Raw genomic sequence first — 20,376 nt, forward strand, 5'->3', positions numbered from 1 at the left:
CTCCTTTATAATAAATGATTGATCTTATGCGGATTCCGTCGAAATGGAGTCCGCCGGTAAATTCAGTGTCGGAAAAACAGATCGGCTTAGTGAAGTGCGTCCAGATATTTTCCGTCCAGAACATCCTTGAGATACTGGCCATACTGGTTTTTCTTAAGGATCTCATAAACCTTGAGCACGTCATCCTTTGTGATCCAGCCGTTTAAGTAAGCAATCTCCTCAAGGCATGCGATCTTGCGGTGCTGATGCTGCTCCATGGTTTTTACGAAGTTGGTTGCCTCTACAAGGCTTTCGTGTGTACCGGTATCCAGCCATGTGAAGCCCTGGCCCAGAAGCTCAACGTTCAGCTGTCCTTTCTCAAGGTAGATACGGTTCAGGTCTGTGATCTCAAGCTCGCCTCTTGCGCTTGGCTTCAGATTTTTTGCATACTCTACGACCTTGTTGTCGTAGAAGTAGAGACCGGTTACACAGTAGTTGCTCTTTGGCTTTTCCGGTTTCTCTTCGATGGAAACAGCTTTTCCGTTCTGGTCGAATTCCACGATGCCGAAACGCTCCGGATCATCTACATAGTATCCGAAAACAGTGGCACCTTTGCCTGTTTCTGCGTTGTCTACAGCAGCTTTCAGGCGCTTTTTGAGGCCATGTCCTGCGAAAATGTTGTCGCCAAGGACCATACATACGGTGTCGTTGCCGATGAATTCCTCGCCGATGATAAATGCCTGGGCAAGTCCGTCCGGGCTTGGCTGTACAGCGTAAGTAAGGTTGACACCGAACTGATGGCCGTTACCGAGAAGCTCCTCGAATCTCGGGGTATCCTGTGGTGTGGAGATGATCAGGATATCACGGATGCCTGCGTTCATAAGAACAGACATAGGATAGTAGATCATCGGTTTGTCAAAGATCGGCAGAAGCTGTTTGGAGGTCACCATGGTAAGCGGGTAAAGACGTGTTCCGGAGCCTCCGGCTAAAATAATTCCTTTCATATGTTTTCTCCTTTGCGTGATGATGTGCAGCATAAGTCGTGCCTGCACATAACTTTGTTACTGTAACTGTATTATAAAAGGTGACGCAAGGTCACCTTCAAGAGCTTTTTTCATATTTTTTATTTTTGGCTATTTTTCACAAAGAAATACGCCGGCATCCTTGGTAATGCGGAATCCTTTGGCAGTTTTTCTGGCGGTGTAGGACCGGAATTCCTTGTAACGGTTCAGGATATACTGATTCTGGTTGCCGTGGCAGGAGAGGACGTAGGAGATCAGCGGCTCCGCATCCTGGACCAGAAGGCAGTCTTCATAAGAAAGCCACTGAGCCTTTGGGAAAAAAGGCGCCAGGATACTCTGGCCGTTTTCACGTCCGAACCGCTCATAAAGCCGGTCTGCGGAAAGCACGATCCGTTCATCAAAATCCTGCACCAGCTGGCTGACCTCCTGCATATGTGCCTTTCCGTAAGCACTGCAGAGAAATCTTCCGCCGGGAGCGAGGACGCGGCGAACTTCTCTCAGGACAGAGGGAATATCATCGCAGTAAAAAAGCACGTGATTGGCGATCACCAGATCAAAGCTTTCGTCCTTGCAGGGGATTTTTCTGCAGTCAAAGGCCCGGAACGCAAACCGGGTATCCGAGGAACCGATGGCTCGTCTGGCATCGCGGAGCATACCGCTGGAAATATCGGAAAGTGTGATGGAGATATCCTCCGGAAGAAGGGAAAGATTGTCAGTCCATAACGTTCCGTCACCGCAGCCCAGCTCCAGAATACGAAGACCGGGTGAGATCCGGCATTGCTCAAATATCCAGGGAAACCATCCCTGTTTGTTCTGGGAGTACAGGCTGTGGAGGTTGATCCTGGAGGAAATGTTGGTAGCATTCTGATACTGATTCTTGAGGCTTTTTTCCATGCCGGTCAGGTGGATCAGGTTCAGCATCTGGCTCCAGTCAATGGTGTGCTGTTCATTTATCACCTGTGCGGTATCCTGGATCGCTTTTTCCACCAGCTGCATTTGTTCGATCCGGTCACGGACCAGACGAAGCTGGATATTCAGAGAATTCAGCATGAAATGATAATCGGAATCACCGATGGTCATTTCACGGATGTCATCCAGGGAAAAGCCCAGGTATTTCAGAAGGAGGATCTGCTGAAGCCTTGCAAAATCCTCGTCTGTATAAAAACGTGCGCCGGATTCGGTGACGAGAGAGGGTTTCAGGATATCCTGTTTATCATAATAGCGGACAGTACGCAGAGTTACATGTGCCATGCGTGCAAATTCGCCGGAAGAATAGTAGCCGTCTTTTTTCATAAAAAATAAAATCCTTTCTGAGGAAATAATAAACATCCTGCAATAGAAGTCATAAAAGAATTATAATTCAGATCCGGAAGCCGTACAAGAGAAAAACGTATAAGAGTAAACCGCACAGGAGAAAAACAGCATTGACAAAATTCTGCTGGTTTGCTAGTATATCGTTTCGAAAAAAAGGAAACCCCGGAATCATATTTCCGGGATAAGCGTTCGATAAAAAAAGGAGTAATTTTTATGCGAAACCGTACTCTGGATATGGTAAAGGCGATCTGTGCTTATGCAGTTGTGCTTCTTCATGTCCATTTTCCGGGAAATGCCGGAATTATAGCCAATGTACTTGCCAGATTTGCAGTACCTGTGTTTTTTATGGTATCCGGATATTTTTGTTTCCGTGGCGATGATACGGAATTTATAAGAACCGGAAAAAAGATCCGGCATGTTCTGAGGCTGATGCTTGTGGCATTTCCGGTCTGCTGTCTGTGGGAGCTGATCCAGAACCACATCGACGGAGCAAGCCAGAAGGAATGGCTGGAAGCCCTGGTTTCGGGGGAACATATCCGTCAGTTTCTTCTATATAATAACAGTTCTCAGGTGAAATGGCATCTGTGGTTTCTCCCGGCACTGCTCTATTGTTATCTTCTTTTTGCCCTGGCAGCAAGATTTCGGCTCTGTAAGCAGGCATATGTTCTGATACCGGTGCTTCTTCTGATCCATTTCGGAATGGAGGAATTTTCAATCTTCCTGTTCCCGGAAAAGCATTTCCGTGTTATGCAGTTTCGAAACTATCTGTTTACCGGATTTCCGTTTTTTATGTTGGGACATCTGATACACAGACATCAGGAAAAGCTGGAAGCCTGGTTTGCCGGAAAAAAAGTGCTTCTTTTGTATGGCATGGTAGCTGGCGGCGGGATCGCAAGTCTGCTGGAATACCGGTATTTTGGCAAACTGGAATTGTTTCTGGGGTCAGTATTTATGGCTGTTGGTCTTTTTCTCATTGCGATCATGGGAAAGAATCGGAAAGTGCCCGAGCTTCCGGCAGCCATCGGTCAGAAATATGCGTTTTTTATTTATCTGTTCCATCTCTGCGTGGCTGATATCCTGAAGGATGTGGCTGTGGCAGCTGGAATTGAGAAAAATCTTTTATATCTGTGGATGAGACCGGTGATGGTCTGTGTTCTTGTGACTGCTGTGGCGGTAATGTATGGATATGGAATGAAGATCTGCCGGAAATAGAAGAGTTTATGGTATTTTCATATTTATGCGCTGTGATTTTGTACCAAAATATGCTAAAATATCCTTTATTGATAAGTCACAGCACCCACCCGGAGGATGAGGGGAAAGCGACTGGAATATCCCGCTTCAGGGTAAGAAATACTGAGACATGAAAGAAAAAGGAGATTTTTATGGATTTACAAAACAGAGCGGAGGCCGGCAGTGACGGACACGATGAGAGTGTACTGAATCCGGAGATGCCCAACGAAACTGATCTGACGAAGAAGGAACGCCGCCGGATCGAAAGAGAGAAACTGAAGGGAATGGGAACAGGTAAGAAGATTCAGTATATCTGGATGTATTATAAGATACATATGCTGTGCGTGCTTCTTGCCATTGGCGGAGTCTGTCTGGGAGTGAATATTTATCGTCACGCACAGATGAAGACGGTGCTTTCCATTGCGGTGGTGAATGCAGGGAATTATGACTCTGAGAAGGTGGAAGAGGATGTTTTGAAGACACTGGGAACAGAGGATAAATATGCAGAAGTCAGTGTGGCGCAGAATCTGATGACGGACGAGACAGGAGAGGATTTTGATTACTATGCCAGGATCGCATATGTGACGGAAATCCAGAGTGCTACCGTTGATGTCCTGATCATGCCGAAGGAACTCTATGAACATGAGAAAGATAGCGGAATGTATGCAAATCTCAGGGAAACGTTTGGAGATGAGGTGTTTGAGTCTCTGGGCGCTGTGGATGATCAGCATCTGGAGCTTGACGGCAGCAGTAGTGTTGCAGAGGAATTTGGCCTGAGATATGATCCGGTGTGCATCTGCCTTCCGGGTAATGTGAAGAATAAAGAGAATGCGTTGAAATGGATCCAGTCTGTTCTGAAATGATGAATCCATATGCTTAGCTGAGTACAGAGATAAATAAGGCCTCCGGTTCGTAACACAGGAACCGGAGGCCTTATTATATATGAATATTACAGTGTATCGTTACGTTTGATGTAGCCAGGCTCATCCGCAGGACGGATGATCTCCTTGGCATGTGTGATCTTGGCATGCTTGTCTACGACCAGATTTTCGATATGGACATTCTCACCGATGGTGCAGTCTGCAAGAACTACACAGTTCTTGATAACAGCGCCCTTTTTGATGGTACAGCCACGTCCGACAATGGAATTCTCTACAGTTCCCTCGATCATGGAGCCGTTGGAGATAACGGAGTTGGAAACATTAGCTGTGTCAAAATAATGGGTCGGGCAGGAGTTATTGGTGCGTGTATAGATCGGCCAGTTATCATGGAAAAGATCGGTTGCAGTTTTGTAGTCGATCAGATCCATATTTGCATCGTGATAGCTCTTGAAATCAGTGATCGATGCAAAATATCCGCGATGAGATATACCACGCACATCCAGCTCACCGTCTCTGCAGCCGGCATTGATCACGTCTGCAAGGGTATAAAGAGAGGAAATCTCTTTTGCCTTATGGATGAGGCTGATGAAAAGCTCCTTGCTCATTACGTAGGTATCCATGAAAATGTTGCGGTTCTTTGCATTGCCGTGGTTGTGCTCAATGGAGAGAACACCCTTCTGACGGTTCAGGTTCAGGATGTGGCAGTTCAGATAGTTCTCCTTGGCATTATCAACGGAATGATAAAGCATGGTCACATCTGCACCGGATTCGATATGGGCATCGATCAGCTTGGAATAGTCGGTGGTGTAGATCATGTAATTCGGAGCGATAACAACATACGGATAATGAACTGCTTCGATGCACTCCAGATTGGAGTAGTAGTTGTCGATATCGGTGTTATAGATATCGTTGACTCCGAAATGCTCTGAAAAGAGGAGTTGGAGATTACCGCTCTTGGAGTTGATGTTGTAGTGACGTCCGGTTCCGAGATGTTCTACAAGAGAACGGGGTTTGTTCTTTACATAGACCTGAATGTACTCAATTCCGCTGTTGGTCATATTTGAGATCGGGAAGTCGATGACACGATATCTTCCGAGAAATGAAAAGGCGCCGATCGCACGGTAGTCCTGAAGCCCCTCCACATGGATATTTCTTTCTGAGGAATTCACGATTCCAAATGCTTTAAACATATTACTCAGCCCCCTTTACACGTTTTGATACAAGTTCGATGTGCTCACTGTCCTTGGAACCGACACGAGCATTGGTACCGATCACGACTCCGTCTGCAACGAGAGCACGCTGGACAACGGCACCTGCTTCAACAACAACACCCGGCATCAGGACACTGTCGATGATCTTGGCACCAGGACCGACCTTGACGCCTGTGAAAAGTACGGAGTTGGTGATCTCACCTTCTACAACACAGCCCTGAGTAATGAAAGCAGTGTTGATCACAGCGGTATCACAGATATACTGTGGAAGAGAGGTAGCATCCTCAGTGTAGATTTTCCAGGTAGGATCGTTAAGATCCAGTTCACTGTTTGGACTGAGAAGATCCATGTTTGCTTCCCAGAGGGAATCGATGGTTCCTACATCCTTCCAGTAGCCTTTGAACTTGTAGGCGTAGAGTGCTTTGTCCTGTGCAAGGAGTGTAGGGATGATGTCTTTACCGAAATCGTGGTTGGAATCCGGATTCTTGATATCTGCCAGCAGGAGCTTGCGCAGAAGCTTCCAGTTAAATATGTAGATACCCATGGAGGCAAGATTGCTCTTCGGGTGTTCCGGTTTCTCTTCAAATTCCACGATGCGGTCATCTTCACCGGTGTTCATGATACCGAAACGACTGGCTTCCTTCATGGGAACCTCGATAACTGCAATAGTCGCATCTGCCTTATGCTGGATATGGTCATCAAGCATCTTTGCATAATTCATCTTATAGATATGGTCACCGGAAAGGATCAGAAGGTATTCCGGGTTCTGTGAGTCGATGAAATCAATATTCTGAGAGATCGCATCAGCTGTTCCACGGTATACATCCAGACCGGCATCAGCCTTCTCACGTGGAGGAAGTACATAAACTCCGCTGTCCTTGGCATCAAGGCCCCAGCGGCCACCGGCTGCTACATAGCTGTTCAGTAAAACTGATTCATACTGTGTCAGTACACCTACGACATCAATGCCGCTGTTGGCACAGTTACTGAGCGGAAAATCCACGATACGGTATTTACCACCATAACCAACGGCTGGCTTGGCAACTTTATTCGTCAATTCGTGAAGACGACTTCCTCTTCCACCGGCCAGGATCATTGCTAACATACTGTTTTGTTTCATGGCGAATCCTCACTTTCATTTCTTGTTTACTGCCAGGTGTCTTTAACCATAAAAACAATAAACTTTGTTAATATTATACACCTTTTAAAAAAGAAAATCCAGTTTTTTGTGCAAAAAAACGTTATTTTTATGTTAAAAAATTAGACGAATTTGGAAAAATTGCCGGAGGATCTGTCGAAAAAAGAAACGTTTAAGAAGGTTCCGGGATGCTGAAAAAAAGTAACATTGGAAATATCCGGATTTCGGATACATCGGCGAAGATTCTTGCGGAAAATGTGAAAGCAGTGTATTCTGTAAAAAAAGTCCGGAATACAGCGGAGGAAGAATATCGATATCAGACAGGAGAAGACAGGATGAAAGAAGAAAGAATGTCCAACTATGTAAAACTATGTGAAGAGTGGGCACAACGCTTTTTGAAGATGGACCAGGCAGATCTGCATAAACGGGTGCCGGAACTGAAGGAAGAAAACGGGTTTCTCACGATCATTCATTTCGGAAGAAAATATGGGGTGAGTCTGGAAGACGGCAGTATCCGGAGCCTGGATGGACAGAGAGAACCGGATACTACGGAGATGCTGAATATTTATACACTTCTGGGGTATGCGAAAGAGGGGGCTTTTATTATGGATAAGTGGGTCCCTTTTGCTGATCTCAGGAATGCAAGACCATTTGCGCCGGCGTATCAGATCGGAGAGACGGATGTGTTCGGTGCTACATTTTCCGGTCATGAAAAGGAACTGAGGGAAGCGTTTCACAAGCTTGACGGAAGGGAACTGCCCCAGGGTGATGTGGGATATGAGATCAGGGCCTTTGACTGTATGCCTATGAGATTCTTCTTCTGGGAGCGGGACGAGGAGTTTGAAGCTCAGGGAAATATCCTGTTTGATTACAGTGCCACAGATTTCAATCATGTGGAGAGTGCGGTATCCATAGCAGATTCCGGGATCAAAAGGCTTGCGGAGCTTGCCGGAGTCCCTCTCAGGGGGAAATCTTTTCAGATGCGCTGATAACCGAAATATAATAAAACCAATATGAAAAATAAAAATAAATAATTACGAAAGATAATTGCGATTATCAGAAAAATCGTATACAATGAAGGCATATTTGCGGATTTTGAGACAGTAACTGTCACGAAGGATCTATGAGAAATTTACGAATCCGGAGGTGATGATTGTGGGGAAAAATACATCAGGAATGTATGTCATAGATGAGGATTATAAGATTATCAGCTATAATCAGGCAGCACGTGAGCTCTATCCGCAGCTGAGAAGTGGCGAGAAATGCTATCGCTGTCTGAGAAACAGAGAAACTCCCTGTGAGGTCTGTCCGATCATTAACGGGATCAAAGGTCCGAAGAACTATCTGGAACCGGGACGGAATATCCTGCGTGTGGTTGATGCTGTGGAGATTCCGCTGGAATCCGGCGGGACAGGACATGCCCTTGTTTTTTCGGATACAGAGACTAATGCTGAGATCAGCAGCGGAATGATGGAGAATCCACTTCTTATGGGGATCATTAATGTCCTCGGAAAAAATTTTGTCAATATCTACTCTGTTGACAGAGAAACTCATAAGGTCCAGGTGTACCGCTTCCAGGGGCAGGGCGGAGCTTATGTGGAAGAGGGACTTCGCAGGGATGAATCCTATGAGAAGATCATGGATATTTATATTGAGAGCAGTGTTGCGGCGGAGGACAGGATCCGGATGCATCAGATGATGGATTTTGAGAAGATATGCCAACGCCTTACCAGGATTCCCCAGTTGATGGTACATTATCGTGTACGCCGAAGCAACGGGAGGATTGAATATTTCTATGTGAAATGTGCCAGAGTAGGAACGGCTGAGGATTTTCAGGCCGTGGTGTTTGCTTTTGCCAATGAGGATATGGATGTACGGTACAGTGAGATGGAGGCCATACTGGAACCAGGAGGAACAGCATCCGGAAGAAAACTCCTTATCGTAGCGAATGACGAAACGGATCGGAAAGCGCTTACAGAACATCTGGAGGGCAGTTTTGAGGTTATCACTGCGATGAATGAAGCAGAGGGGATGAAGTGTCTGTCTGAGAATTACAGAACCCTTTCTGCAATTCTTCTTGATATGAGTGTGCCGGTATGTGATGAATTTCAGTTTCTGGAGTTGATCCGTGATGATGTGATGCTGACCTCTGTACCTGTGATCATCATAACCGGAAGTAACCGGTTGGAGGATGAGGTGCGATGTCTGGAACTGGGAGCAGTGGATTTTGTACGGAAACCGTATAATGTCCGCATATTAAAAAGTAAGATCAACAATGTGATCAAGCTGAGAGAGTCCGTGATGGTCCTCTCAGCTCTGGAATATGATGATCTTACAGGGCTTTATACCAGACAGGCCTTTTTCCATCATGCAAAGACGCTGATGCGCTTTAATACGAATCAGTATTTTCATGTGGTGGTGGCAGATATAAAGAACTTTAAATGGATCAACGGAACCTATGGAGAGAAGACCGGAGATCAGGTTCTTACCTATCTGGGAGATACGTACAGAAATCAGGTTCGCTACGGGACGGTGGGCAGATATGGAGGAGACCAGTTTGTAGCCATCATATATGGAAAGAAAGAGATACGTATGGCAGATATGGAGAAATTTATCCACAGGGTCGAGAGCGGAGCGCCGATTCCTAATCTGGTGGTCAACTATGGGGTCTATGAGAATGTGGATAAGACACTGCCTTTTACCCTGATCTGTGACAGAGCTTTTCTGGCCATGAAGAGTATCCGGGATGATTATGAGCACCAGATCGCTTTTTATGATGATGAGATGAGACGGAGACATATCCGTAACGGACAGATAGAGAATGCTTTCGAGGAGGCTATACGCAATGAAGAATTCGTAGTCTACCTGCAGCCGAAATACAGTGTGGAGACAGAAGAGATCGTTGGGGCGGAGGCACTGGTGCACTGGAAGAGAGCGGAAGGGACTATAGTTTCGCCGGGAGAATTTATCCCTCTTTTTGAGAAGGACGGTCTGATCGTACGCCTTGATGAATATGTTTTCCGAAAAGTATGCAGCATTCAGGGGGAACGTATAAGATTAGGGAAAAAGATACTTCCGATTTCGGTGAATCTGTCACGTGCCAGTATCCATTACGATAATATGATCTGTCGTTATGTGAAGATCGTGGAAGAAAATGGCATTCCGTTTTCTTCTGTTCCCATTGAATTGACAGAAACTGCTGCGTTGTATAATGATCAGATCAGCAAGATCATAGAGAAGATGGTGGATGCAGGATTCAAGCTGCATATGGATGATTTTGGCTCCGGCTATTCATCTATGACAAGCCTGACCCAGCTGCCGTTCGATACTCTGAAGCTGGATAAAAGTCTGATCGATTACATAGAAAATTTTCGTGGGCAGCAGGTGGTCCGTCATACCATTTCGCTGGCACACAGCCTGGGAATGAAGGTTCTTGCCGAGGGCGTGGAGAAAGCAAAACAGGTGGAGATCCTGCGAAGCCTGCACTGCGATGGGATCCAGGGCTTTTATTATGCACGGCCTTTGCCGTGGGAAAACTTTGAAACAGAGGTTATAAGAGCAAAAGGGGCGTGTAAAAAATGAGAGATCATTTTTACACGCCCTTTTTACAGCTAATGCTTTCGGACCTGCTTTTCAATAAGATAAAGTGCAAAATACAGCAGCATGGCAATGATGCAGAGGATCACAATGGACATCAGGACCCATGTAAGCCTGAATGTCTGGCTTCCGTAAATGATCAGGTATCCCAGGCCTTTTCGGGCACCGATAAATTCTCCGATGATCACGCCCACCAGGCAAAGCCCGATGTTGACCTTCATCACACTCAGGATAAGAGGAACGGAGGAGGGCAGGACGATCTTCAGAAGCTTTTCCTTTTTGTGTCCCCCCAGAGTTTCGATCAGCTTCAGCTTTTCCGGATCTGCCTGGCAGAAGCCTGAGTACAGATTGATAACGGAGCCGAAGATGGCTACAGACATGCCGGCGACCACAATGGTACGTTCGTTGGCACCAAGCCATACGATCAGAAGAGGGGCCAGTGCAGATTTCGGGAGACTGTTCAGTACCACCAGACATGGCTCCAGGATCCGTGCGATCCGTCGGGAGCACCAGAGAAGTACTGCGGTTCCTACACCCAGGATCACAACAAAAAAGAAACTGATAAGAGTTTCTGCCAGTGTCACGGCAATATGTGTAAACAGGGACTGATCCCTGCACATGGAAAGAAAGGTCTCTGCGATCAGGGAAGGACTGCTGAAGATAAAGGAATCGATCCATCCAAGATCAGAGGATATTTCCCAAAGTCCCATAAACAGGACAAAAAGAAGTATCCGTGCAGTAAGGATGATGTGTTTTTCTTTTTTTTGCTGTGCAAGATATTGTTTCTGTTGTCTGGAAATTTCAGGCATTTTCATTGAGCTCCTTCCATATGATGTTAAAATATTTCTTGAAATCCGGAGCATTTCTGGAGGAGAGGGGAGTGCGGTCGCTGATATCCAGATCGATATCAATGATCTTTCGTACAGTGGCAGGACGTGCAGAAAGGATCAGTACCCGGTCGGCCATGCTGATGGCCTCTGAGATATCGTGAGTGACCAGGATCGCAGGCTTGCCGGAGCTTTTGAGAATTTTTCCGATATCATCACTGACATTTAAGCGGGTCTGGTAGTCCAGTGCAGAAAAAGGTTCATCCAAAAGAAGGAGTTCCGGTTCCAGCACAAGGGTCCGGATCAGTGCAGCACGCTGGCGCATTCCGCCGGAAAGCTGGGAAGGGCGGGCATCGCGGAAACGGTCCAGACCGTAGGTCTGAAGAAGGGCTTCTGCATGTGCCAGCTTTTCGGGTGTGAGCTCTTTCCGGATCTCCAGGCCGAGAAGGATATTTTTGTAGATGCTTCGCCATTCCAGAAGATGATCCTTCTGGAGCATATATCCTACAGCGGCACTGCCGGAGGATACCGGCCGGCCTCCCAGAGTAATGGAACCGTGCTCCGGAGTGAGCAGGCCGGCAATGAGATTCAGAAGAGTGGATTTTCCGCATCCGGAAGGTCCTACAATGGACAGGAATTCACCGGGCATCAGGTCAAAGGATATATGAGAAAGGGCGGGTGTCTCACCGGACAAGGTGTGATAGGAGAGACACACGTCCCGCACTTTCAGGACAGGATTCATGGATGTTGCCTCCTTTTCGTAGATAATGGTATAATATTATCATATGTCTGAAACGGGAGAAGGCCAATGGCAGGGATGTATACTCCGATGTCTGCCTGAAAACAGTCATAGAGAAAGGAATTACAAACATTGAACAAGAGAAATTACCAGAAAGAACTGGATAAACTGATTGAAAGAAACCGGAAAGAGGGGAAAACTCCCAGACTTTTTCTGCATGCCTGCTGTGCGCCATGCAGCAGCTATGTGATGGAATACCTGTCACAGTATTTTGAGATCACGATATTTTTTTATAATCCCAATATCGCACCGGAGGAGGAATATTCACACCGTGTGGCTGAGATCCGCCGCCTGATCGGGGAGATGGAATTTGTCCATCCGGTAACTCTTATGGAGGGCCGGTATGACCCGAAGGAATTTTATGAGATGGCAAAAGGCCTGGAAGATGTTCCGGAAGGAGGAGAGAGGTGCTTTCGGTGTTACCGCCTGCGGATGGAAGAGGCGGCAAAACTGGCGAAGGAGGGAGGATATGATTATTTCACCACAACCTTAAGTATCAGTCCTCTGAAAAATGCACAGAAGATTAATGAGATCGGTGAGGAACTGGCGGAAATCTATAAAGTGCCACATCTGACTTCAGATTTCAAGAAAAAGAATGGCTACAAGCGTTCTATTGAGCTGTCTCATGAGCATGCTCTGTACCGGCAGAATTACTGCGGCTGTGTATTTTCAAAGAAAGAAGCCATGGACAGAGAACGGCTGGTTACTGAGAACAGAGTGAACAGTAACAACGGCTGAAGGCAGCAAACGTATAATTATGAAAAACTTTGCATTTTTATAAAAATATGTTACACTAACACAGAAAAGTGCAGACGTCCGGGAGACGGATCTCATATATGTCCGGATAAGATAGTTCTGCCGCAAAAAAGAAAAGTGAGGAAGAATTAATATGGCACAGTTATGGGGAGGCCGTTTCACAAAAGAAACGGACAAGCTGGTTTACAATTTTAACGCATCCATTTCCTTTGATCAGAAATTTTACAGACAGGATATCCGCGGAAGCAAGGCACATGTTGCCATGCTTGCAAAGCAGGGGATCCTGACAGAGGAAGAAAAGAAGCAGATCACAGAAGGACTGGACGGTATCCTTGCAGACGTGGAAGCAGGAAAGCTGGAGATCACAGCTGAGTATGAGGATATCCACAGCTTCGTGGAGGCGAATCTGATCGATCGTATCGGAGACGCCGGAAAGAAGCTTCATACAGGGAGAAGCCGTAATGACCAGGTAGCTCTGGATATGAAGCTTTATGTCCGCGACGAGATCGATGAGACAGATAAGGAACTGAAGGACCTTCTTCTTGCCCTGCAGAAGATCATGGAAGAGAATGTTCACACCTACATGCCGGGATTTACTCACCTTCAGAAGGCACAGCCGGTAACTCTGGCACACCATGTAGGCGCATATTTTGAGATGTTCCGGAGAGACCGTGACAGACTTTTTGATATCCGTAAGAGAATGAACACCTGTCCTCTTGGAGCCGGAGCACTGGCAGGAACCACTTATCCGCTGGATCGTGCCTATACTGCAGAGCTTCTCGGCTTTGATGCACCAACCAGAAACAGTATGGATTCCGTATCTGACAGAGATTATGTCATTGAGCTTCTCAGTGCATTCTCTACGATCATGATGCATCTGAGCCGCTTTTCAGAAGAGATCATTCTGTGGAATTCCAATGAGTACCGTTTCGTTGAGATCGATGACGCATACAGCACAGGCAGCAGTATCATGCCGCAGAAGAAGAATCCGGATATCGCAGAGCTTGTCCGTGGAAAAACAGGCCGTGTTTACGGAGCGCTGACATCTATTCTTACAACCATGAAGGGAATCCCGCTTGCATACAACAAAGATATGCAGGAAGACAAGGAGCTGACCTTTGATGCCATTGACACCGTAAAGGGCTGTATCGCCCTGTTTACCGGCATGGTTTCCACTATGCAGTTCAACAAAGCCAATATGGAGGCAAGTGCAAAAAGAGGCTTTACAAACGCCACAGACGCAGCAGACTATCTGGTTAACCACGGTGTACCGTTCCGTGATGCTCACGGCATCGTCGGAAGACTGGTCCTTCTCTGTCTGGATAAGGGAATCTCTCTGGATGAGCTTCCGCTTTCCGAGTACAAAGAAATCAGTCCTGTGTTTGAGGAGGATATTTATGAGGCCATCAGTATGAAGACCTGCGTGGAAAAACGTGTGACTTTGGGAGCGCCGGGACCGGACGTGATGGAGCAGGTGATCGCTCAGAATAAAGAATATCTTGAAAAAAATTAAGATAATGCTTGCATTTTCGGAAAAATTGGTATAGTATTTACAGAAAAGACAAATGTGTGCCATAGAGGGACACGAGATGAGGAGAGTTTTATTATGAGTGAAAAGCTTAAAGTCGGTATTTTAGGTGCAACTGGAATGGTTGGTCAGAGATTCATTTCTCTTCTGGAGAATCACCCGTGGTTTGAGGTGGTTACTGTAGCTGCAAGTCCGAGAAGCGCAGGTAAGACCTACGAGGAGGCTGTAGGCGGCAGATGGAAAATGGATACTCCGATGCCGGAAGCAGTAAAGAAGCTGGTTGTTATGGATATCCACGAGGTTGAGAAGGTTGCAGCTACTGTTGACTTTGTATTTTCAGCAGTTGATATGACTAAGGATGAGATCAAGGCGATCGAGGAAGAATATGCAAAGACAGAGACACCGGTTGTGTCCAACAACAGCGCACACCGCTGGACACCGGACGTTCCGATGGTAGTTCCGGAAATCAATCCGGAGCACTTCGAGGTTATCGAATTCCAGAAGAAACGTCTCGGAACAAAACGCGGCTTCGTAGCTGTTAAACCGAACTGCTCTATCCAGAGCTACGCTCCGGTACTTACCGCATGGAAAGAGTTCGAGCCGTATGAAGTAGTTGCCACTACATACCAGGCTATTTCCGGAGCAGGAAAAACATTCAAGGACTGGCCGGAGATGGAGCACAACATCATTCCTTACATCGGTGGTGAGGAAGAGAAGAGTGAGAAGGAGCCATTAAGACTCTGGGGCAAGATCGAGGACGGCGTGATCGTTCCGGCTACCACACCTGTCATCACATGCCAGTGTGTACGTGTTCCGGTCCTCAACGGACATACAGCAGCTGTATTCGTTAAATTCCGCAAGAAACCTACCAAAGAGCAGCTGATCCAGAAGCTGGTTGAGTTTAAGGGACTTCCGCAGGAGCTTGAGCTTCCAAGCGCTCCGAAGCAGTTCATCCAGTATCTTGAGGAAGACAACCGTCCGCAGGTACAGATGGATGTGAACTATGAGAATGGAATGGGAGTATCTGTAGGACGTCTTCGTGAGGATACTGTTTATGATTACAAGTTCATCGGACTTTCCCATAACACAGTAAGAGGTGCCGCAGGCGGAGCAGTTCTCTGTGCAGAAACTCTGAAAGCGAAAGGATATATCCAGGCTAAATAAGAACTGGATCCTTTACAGGAAATAAAGAAAATCATCAGAAACGGGATATCGGTTTTTCCGGTGTCCTGTTTTTGCGTGTGTGGAAGGAACAAAGGAGATATGCGAAGAAAAGTAATTACTACAGTTGTGACATTTTCCACAACCACGGCTGCCATGAAAATGGAAAAAACGGCCAGAGAATCTGAATTTTCAGGAAGACTGATCCCGATCCCTTCAGAGATCAGTGCCCAGTGCGGACTGGCATGGAAATGCGTGGAGCAATCAGAGGAGGAAACAGAAAAATTCCTGAAAAAAAAGGAACTGGCCTGGGATGGCATCTACCGTGTTCTGGTATAAAAAGGATATTGTTTGTTGTATGTAACAAAACAGAAATTTTTGAAAATTTTCGCATTTTTATTGTTAAATAATTGGTAAAGTGTTACAATATAACAAGCAGATTTCCGGAAAGCGTGTTGCTGTGAACAAAGAAGCAGCAACAAAGTGCCACGCTTGCTAAAAATATGTGGAGGTGCTATTTATGAACAGGGAGGATGTAGAGAAACTGTCAACCGCTGCGAAGGGTAAGATAAACTTACTGAACAGCAATTTCGGAAAATACTTTATGCGGGCGATCATGGCCGGATTTTTTATTGATGTGGCGATGATCTACAGTAACGTTGTTGGAAATGTATTTTCCAAGACATTCCCGGAATGGGGGAAATTCCTTGGAGCCATCGTGTTCTCCATTGCGGTCCTGCTGATCGTAATGGTAGGAGGAGAGCTGTTTACCGGTAACAATCTGGTAATGGCTTTTGGTGCGTATGACAAGAGCGTATCATGGAAAGATGTTGGAAAGGTCTGGGGAATCAGTTACATCGGCAATTTTGTGGGATGCCTGATCCTGGCGCTGATCTTTGTAGGTGCCGGAGCGTCCGGTACAGCAGATTATTTTGCCGGATTTATAAACGGAAAACTGAGTATTCCGGCAGGACAGATGTTTTTCCGTGCGGTACTTTGTAATTTCTTCGTCTGTCTTGCAGTTCTCTGCGGCATTAAGCTGAAGAGTGAGTCAGGCAAGTTCCTGATGATCGTGATCTGTATTTCAGGTTTCGTTGTCAGCGGATTTGAGCATTGTATTGCAAATATGGGTATTTTTACAGTTGCATTCTGTATGGTGCCAGGATTGTCTGTCGGCGCTATGCTTAAAAGCATGGTGATAGTAACACTGGGAAATATAGTTGGCGGAGCTGTGCTTCTGGCATGGCCGCTTAGAAAGATGAGTGCAGATAAATAGTATGGCAAAGGCTTTATACATAGCGGAGAAGCCCAGCGTGGCACAGGAATTTGCAAAGGCTTTGAAGAGCAACGGTCAGAGAAAAGACGGATATCTGGAATCTGATGATTCTGTGGTAACCTGGTGTGTAGGACACCTGGTTACCATGAGCTATCCCGAAAAATATGATATCAAGTTTAAAAGGTGGAGTTTTGATACCCTGCCTTTTTTGCCGCGCGAATTTAAATATGAAGTGATACCCGGGGTCAAAAAGCAGTTCGAGATCGTAAAAGGGCTGCTGAACCGGCCGGATGTGGATACCATTTATGTGTGTACCGACTCCGGACGTGAGGGTGAATATATCTACCGTCTGGTAGCCCAGATGGCAGGAGTAAGGGGAAAAGTCCAGAAACGTGTGTGGATCGATTCCCAGACAGAGGAAGAGATATTAAGAGGGATCCGTGAAGCGAAGGATATCTCGGAGTATGATAATCTGGCAGCATCTGCGTATCTCCGCGCAAAGGAAGATTATCTTATGGGAATCAATTTTTCCAGAGTTCTGACCTTGCGCTACGGAAGCAGTGTCACCAATTATCTCCATTCCAAATATCAGGCTATTGCAGTTGGGCGTGTGATGACCTGTGTTCTTGGCATGGTGGTGCGGAGAGAACGGGAGATCCGTGTCTTTGTAAAGACACCGTTTTACCGTGTCCTTGGCAGTATTGGACTTGCAGGCGAAAATTTTGACGGTGAATGGAGAGCTGTGGAAGGCAGCCGGTATTTCCAGTCCCCGTATCTTTATAAAGAAAACGGCTTCAGGAAAAAAGAGCATGCACAGATGCTGATCGATCAGCTGATGGTGAACCAGCCCCTTTCCTGTATTGTGGAAAAGGTGGAACGAAAAAAAGAAAACAAAAATCCGCCGCTTCTTTTTAACCTAGCGGAGCTTCAGAATGTGTGCTCAAAGCTGTTTAAGATCAGTCCGGACGAGACGCTCCGGATCGTACAGGAGCTTTATGAGAAGAAGCTGGTGACTTATCCGAGAACAGACGCCAGAGTTCTTTCCACGGCAGTGGCCAAGGAGATATACAAGAATATATCCGGTCTTCGAAATTATCAGCAGGCCGGTGCTGCGGCGGCAGAGGTTCTGGGGATGGAATCCTGGAAAAGTATTGCAAAGACCAGATATGTGAATGACAAGCAGATCACAGACCATTATGCGATCATTCCTACCGGTCAGGGATTGAATGCGCTGGGAAGTGTGTCTCTTACTGCACAGCGTGTGTACGAGACCATTGTACGGAGATTTTTGTGCATTTTTTATCCGCCGGCCGTTTATCAGAAGGTGAGTCTTGTGACGAAGCTGGACGGCGAGGCATTCTTTTCATCCTTTAAGGTTCTCAAAGAAGAAGGCTATCTGAAGATAGCCACCAATTCTTTTTCACGGAAAAGGGCTTCAGACAGTGAGAAAAACGGAAATGGAGAGGAAGACGAGGTTTCCTGTGATACTGTGCTCCTGGAGGCGTTGCAGAAGCTGAAAAAGGGTGATATACTTCCTGTGAACGGTTTGAGTATCAAGGAGGGTGAGACTTCACCGCCCAAACGATACAATTCCGGTTCCATGATCCTTGCCATGGAAAATGCAGGACAGCTGATCGAGGATGAGGAGCTTCGAGCCCAGATCAAGGGAAGCGGGATCGGCACCAGTGCTACCCGTGCCGAGATCCTGAAGAAGCTTTTTAACATTAAATATCTGGCACTGAACAAAAAGACCCAGGTGATCACTCCGACGCTTCTTGGGGAAATGATCTTTGATGTGGTAAATTGTTCTATCCGGCAGCTTCTGAACCCGGAGCTTACGGCAAGCTGGGAAAAGGGACTCACTTATGTGGCAGAGGGCAGCATCACGGAACAGGAATATATGGACAAGCTGGAGCATTTTGTGCGGGTACGTACCCGGCAGGTGGAGGCAAGCAATTATCAGTATAACCTGCGGCAGTTTTTTGATGCGGCCGCTGTAAACTACAGGAAGCCGGAGCGAGCTTCCGGACAGGGAGGAAAGAGATCATCATGATGAAAGATTTTACTATCAGCAATATGCTGGATCTGAATGAGACCATTGCAGCAGAACTTTTTGAGGGAAAAACCTATCCGTGGGAGGTTCTTCCGGAAATCGGAGATTTCATCATTAAGCTTGGAAAAACACTGGATCCTTCTGAATATGAGGAGAAAGGCGAAAATGTATGGATCGCAAGATCCGCTACAGTTGCGCCGACTGCAAGTATCACCGGACCGGCTATCATTGGCAGAGACGCCGAGGTGCGCCACTGTGCATTTATCCGCGGCAAGGCTATCGTTGGTGAGGGCGCAGTTGTGGGAAATTCCACAGAGCTTAAGAATGCAGTGCTGTTTAACAAGGTTCAGGTTCCTCATTATAATTATGTTGGAGATGCTGTGCTGGGATATAAGTCCCACATGGGTGCCGGATCGATCTGTTCCAATGTAAAATCAGACAAGAAACTGGTTGTCGTAAAAGACGGGGATGAAAAGATCGAAACCGGTCTTAAGAAATTCGGAGCGATGCTCGGAGATCATGTTGAAGTCGGATGTGGTTCTGTGTTGAATCCAGGTACTGTGATCGGACGGAATTCCAATATTTACCCGCTGTCACCGGTACGTGGATGTGTTCCTGCAGATTCCATTTATAAAAATGCAAAAGAGATCGTAAAGAAAAAATAAGAAACAGATTTTTCCGGACATGCATTTAGGCTGCACTTTTGAGAGAGTGCAGCCTTTTTTGATGGGGTGATGGATGTAATGGTATTGGTTGTGGAAGGCTGAACCGACAGGGAGAGGGCGGGATTAAGATAAAAACAAAAGCTGTCGGAGTATGACCAGTCCCATAATATGGACTGGGTAAAACCAGTAGAAGAAATATTTTGCTGATTTTCCGCGGATGAAGCCTCTTTTTCCATTGTACAGGTTAATGGACAGAAAGGCAAAAGCGGCCCTCCATTCATAGTAAAGCCAGCAGCTCCCGAGGATTGCCTGGCCTGGTTTATCGTTTCGCATATAGTACATGATCAGCAGGAAGATATAGCCCCGCCATCCATAGTCTGCTTTCAGAAAAATGGAAACAACAAGCAGTCCCAGGATGCAGAGAAGCTGCATCGAAGGTCTGGTCAGGAAATATTCGATGGCACAAAAGGCCAGATATCCGAGGAAAAGCGTGAAAAACACATTTTGTCTTTCGTAACGCAGCGTATTTGTAAACATCAGATTCCACGGAATTTCTGAGAGCAGTGCAAAAAAAAGAAGATTTCTTCCATAGCGGAACCGGCTCCGTGTATGCCGGAAGCCTTCCAGCAGGAGAAAACAGAAGATGGGAAAAGCAGCCCTGCCGATATCGCGGAAAATAAGATATACGTTATATTCTCTGCCGAAAAGCGTAAACAGGATTTTCTGTGCGGGCTGATACATACTGAGCAGCACAGCTCCGATATGATCGATCAGCATGGTGATGACCGCGATCATCTTCAGAGCGCTTCCGCTGAGAATACGGTATTTTTCTGGAAAAACATAATCCACAGATGCATTCATGAAAAATATACCTCCCGGGTCGAACTTGCTAATATATTATCACATACATACGGTAGTTGCCAGAAATATTTGACAGTT

18 protein-coding genes are annotated in these 20,376 nt (G+C 46.3%); 11 read left to right on the top strand and 7 right to left on the bottom strand.

What is annotated here, in order from left to right; translation table 11 throughout:
- Positions 1-86: 86 nt before the first annotated feature.
- A complete protein-coding gene (rfbA, locus tag MUB50_RS10515) occupies positions 87-983 on the bottom strand; it encodes a glucose-1-phosphate thymidylyltransferase RfbA (RefSeq protein WP_244790924.1) in 897 nt (298 codons plus the stop codon).
- A gap of 129 nt (positions 984-1,112) precedes the next feature.
- The gene (locus tag MUB50_RS10520) at positions 1,113-2,294 is read right to left on the bottom strand and encodes a MerR family transcriptional regulator (protein ID WP_244790926.1); all 1,182 of its coding nucleotides are present in this window, start codon (positions 2,292-2,294) and stop codon (positions 1,113-1,115) included.
- A 234-nt stretch (positions 2,295-2,528) separates the two neighbouring features.
- On the opposite strand from MUB50_RS10520, the gene MUB50_RS10525 reads away from it, so the two are divergent.
- A complete protein-coding gene (locus MUB50_RS10525) occupies positions 2,529-3,527 on the top strand; it encodes an acyltransferase (RefSeq protein WP_118514928.1) in 999 nt (332 codons plus the stop codon).
- Between the two features lie 170 nt (positions 3,528-3,697).
- Complete coding sequence (locus MUB50_RS10530; RefSeq protein WP_118514926.1) at positions 3,698-4,408, top strand: hypothetical protein; 711 nt, start codon at positions 3,698-3,700, stop codon at positions 4,406-4,408.
- 86 nt (positions 4,409-4,494) lie between these two features.
- Here MUB50_RS10530 and glgD read toward each other — a convergent pair whose 3' ends face one another.
- Positions 4,495-5,616 carry a glucose-1-phosphate adenylyltransferase subunit GlgD gene (gene glgD, locus MUB50_RS10535; RefSeq protein ID WP_118514924.1) on the bottom strand — a complete coding sequence of 374 codons (1,122 nt, stop codon included), beginning with the start codon at positions 5,614-5,616 and terminating at the stop codon, positions 4,495-4,497.
- Position 5,617: 1 nt separating this feature from the next.
- Positions 5,618-6,757: a glucose-1-phosphate adenylyltransferase gene (locus tag MUB50_RS10540; RefSeq protein WP_059086314.1), complete on the bottom strand. Its 1,140-nt coding sequence runs from the start codon at positions 6,755-6,757 to the stop codon at positions 5,618-5,620.
- A 206-nt stretch (positions 6,758-6,963) separates the two neighbouring features.
- On the opposite strand from MUB50_RS10540, the gene MUB50_RS10545 reads away from it, so the two are divergent.
- Positions 6,964-7,764, top strand: coding sequence for a DUF3786 domain-containing protein (locus MUB50_RS10545; protein ID WP_227752292.1), 801 nt, complete (start codon positions 6,964-6,966; stop codon positions 7,762-7,764).
- A gap of 166 nt (positions 7,765-7,930) precedes the next feature.
- A complete protein-coding gene (locus MUB50_RS10550) occupies positions 7,931-10,357 on the top strand; it encodes a putative bifunctional diguanylate cyclase/phosphodiesterase (protein WP_244790928.1) in 2,427 nt (808 codons plus the stop codon).
- A 29-nt stretch (positions 10,358-10,386) separates the two neighbouring features.
- On the opposite strand, the gene MUB50_RS10555 is transcribed toward MUB50_RS10550, so the two are convergent.
- Entirely contained in the window at positions 10,387-11,181 is a 795-nt protein-coding gene (locus MUB50_RS10555) for an ABC transporter permease (protein ID WP_138277658.1), read from the bottom strand.
- Positions 11,174-11,941: an ABC transporter ATP-binding protein gene (locus MUB50_RS10560; RefSeq protein ID WP_092069257.1), complete on the bottom strand. Its 768-nt coding sequence runs from the start codon at positions 11,939-11,941 to the stop codon at positions 11,174-11,176. Before MUB50_RS10560 ends, MUB50_RS10555 begins: the two co-directional genes overlap by 8 nt.
- Before the next feature lie 129 nt (positions 11,942-12,070).
- Between MUB50_RS10560 and MUB50_RS10565 the strand changes: the two genes are divergently transcribed.
- The 7 genes from MUB50_RS10565 to MUB50_RS10595 all read left to right on the top strand — a co-directional run bounded on the left by MUB50_RS10565 (position 12,071) and on the right by MUB50_RS10595 (position 19,437).
- The gene (locus MUB50_RS10565; RefSeq protein WP_138276366.1) at positions 12,071-12,736 is read left to right on the top strand and encodes an epoxyqueuosine reductase QueH; all 666 of its coding nucleotides are present in this window, start codon (positions 12,071-12,073) and stop codon (positions 12,734-12,736) included.
- A gap of 151 nt (positions 12,737-12,887) precedes the next feature.
- A complete protein-coding gene (gene argH, locus MUB50_RS10570) occupies positions 12,888-14,267 on the top strand; it encodes an argininosuccinate lyase (RefSeq protein ID WP_118514908.1) in 1,380 nt (459 codons plus the stop codon).
- Between the two features lie 93 nt (positions 14,268-14,360).
- Positions 14,361-15,446 (top strand): aspartate-semialdehyde dehydrogenase, encoded by a 1,086-nt coding sequence (gene asd, locus MUB50_RS10575; RefSeq protein WP_015525720.1) that lies wholly within the window; start codon positions 14,361-14,363, stop codon positions 15,444-15,446.
- 99 nt (positions 15,447-15,545) lie between these two features.
- Positions 15,546-15,782, top strand: coding sequence for a DUF3343 domain-containing protein (locus MUB50_RS10580; RefSeq protein WP_118514906.1), 237 nt, complete (start codon positions 15,546-15,548; stop codon positions 15,780-15,782).
- 181 nt (positions 15,783-15,963) lie between these two features.
- Positions 15,964-16,719: a formate/nitrite transporter family protein gene (locus tag MUB50_RS10585; protein ID WP_015525722.1), complete on the top strand. Its 756-nt coding sequence runs from the start codon at positions 15,964-15,966 to the stop codon at positions 16,717-16,719.
- Between the two features lies 1 nt (position 16,720).
- Positions 16,721-18,772: a DNA topoisomerase gene (locus MUB50_RS10590; protein WP_244790930.1), complete on the top strand. Its 2,052-nt coding sequence runs from the start codon at positions 16,721-16,723 to the stop codon at positions 18,770-18,772.
- Positions 18,769-19,437: a transferase gene (locus tag MUB50_RS10595; protein WP_021651109.1), complete on the top strand. Its 669-nt coding sequence runs from the start codon at positions 18,769-18,771 to the stop codon at positions 19,435-19,437. The genes MUB50_RS10590 and MUB50_RS10595 overlap by 4 nt, the downstream gene beginning before the upstream one ends.
- A 123-nt stretch (positions 19,438-19,560) precedes the next feature.
- On the opposite strand, the gene MUB50_RS10600 is transcribed toward MUB50_RS10595, so the two are convergent.
- A complete protein-coding gene (locus MUB50_RS10600; RefSeq protein WP_118514902.1) occupies positions 19,561-20,298 on the bottom strand; it encodes a TraX family protein in 738 nt (245 codons plus the stop codon).
- Positions 20,299-20,376 lie beyond the last annotated feature (78 nt).

Source organism: Blautia sp. NSJ-140 (assembly GCF_022868965.1).
GTDB lineage: Bacteria > Bacillota > Clostridia > Lachnospirales > Lachnospiraceae > Blautia_A.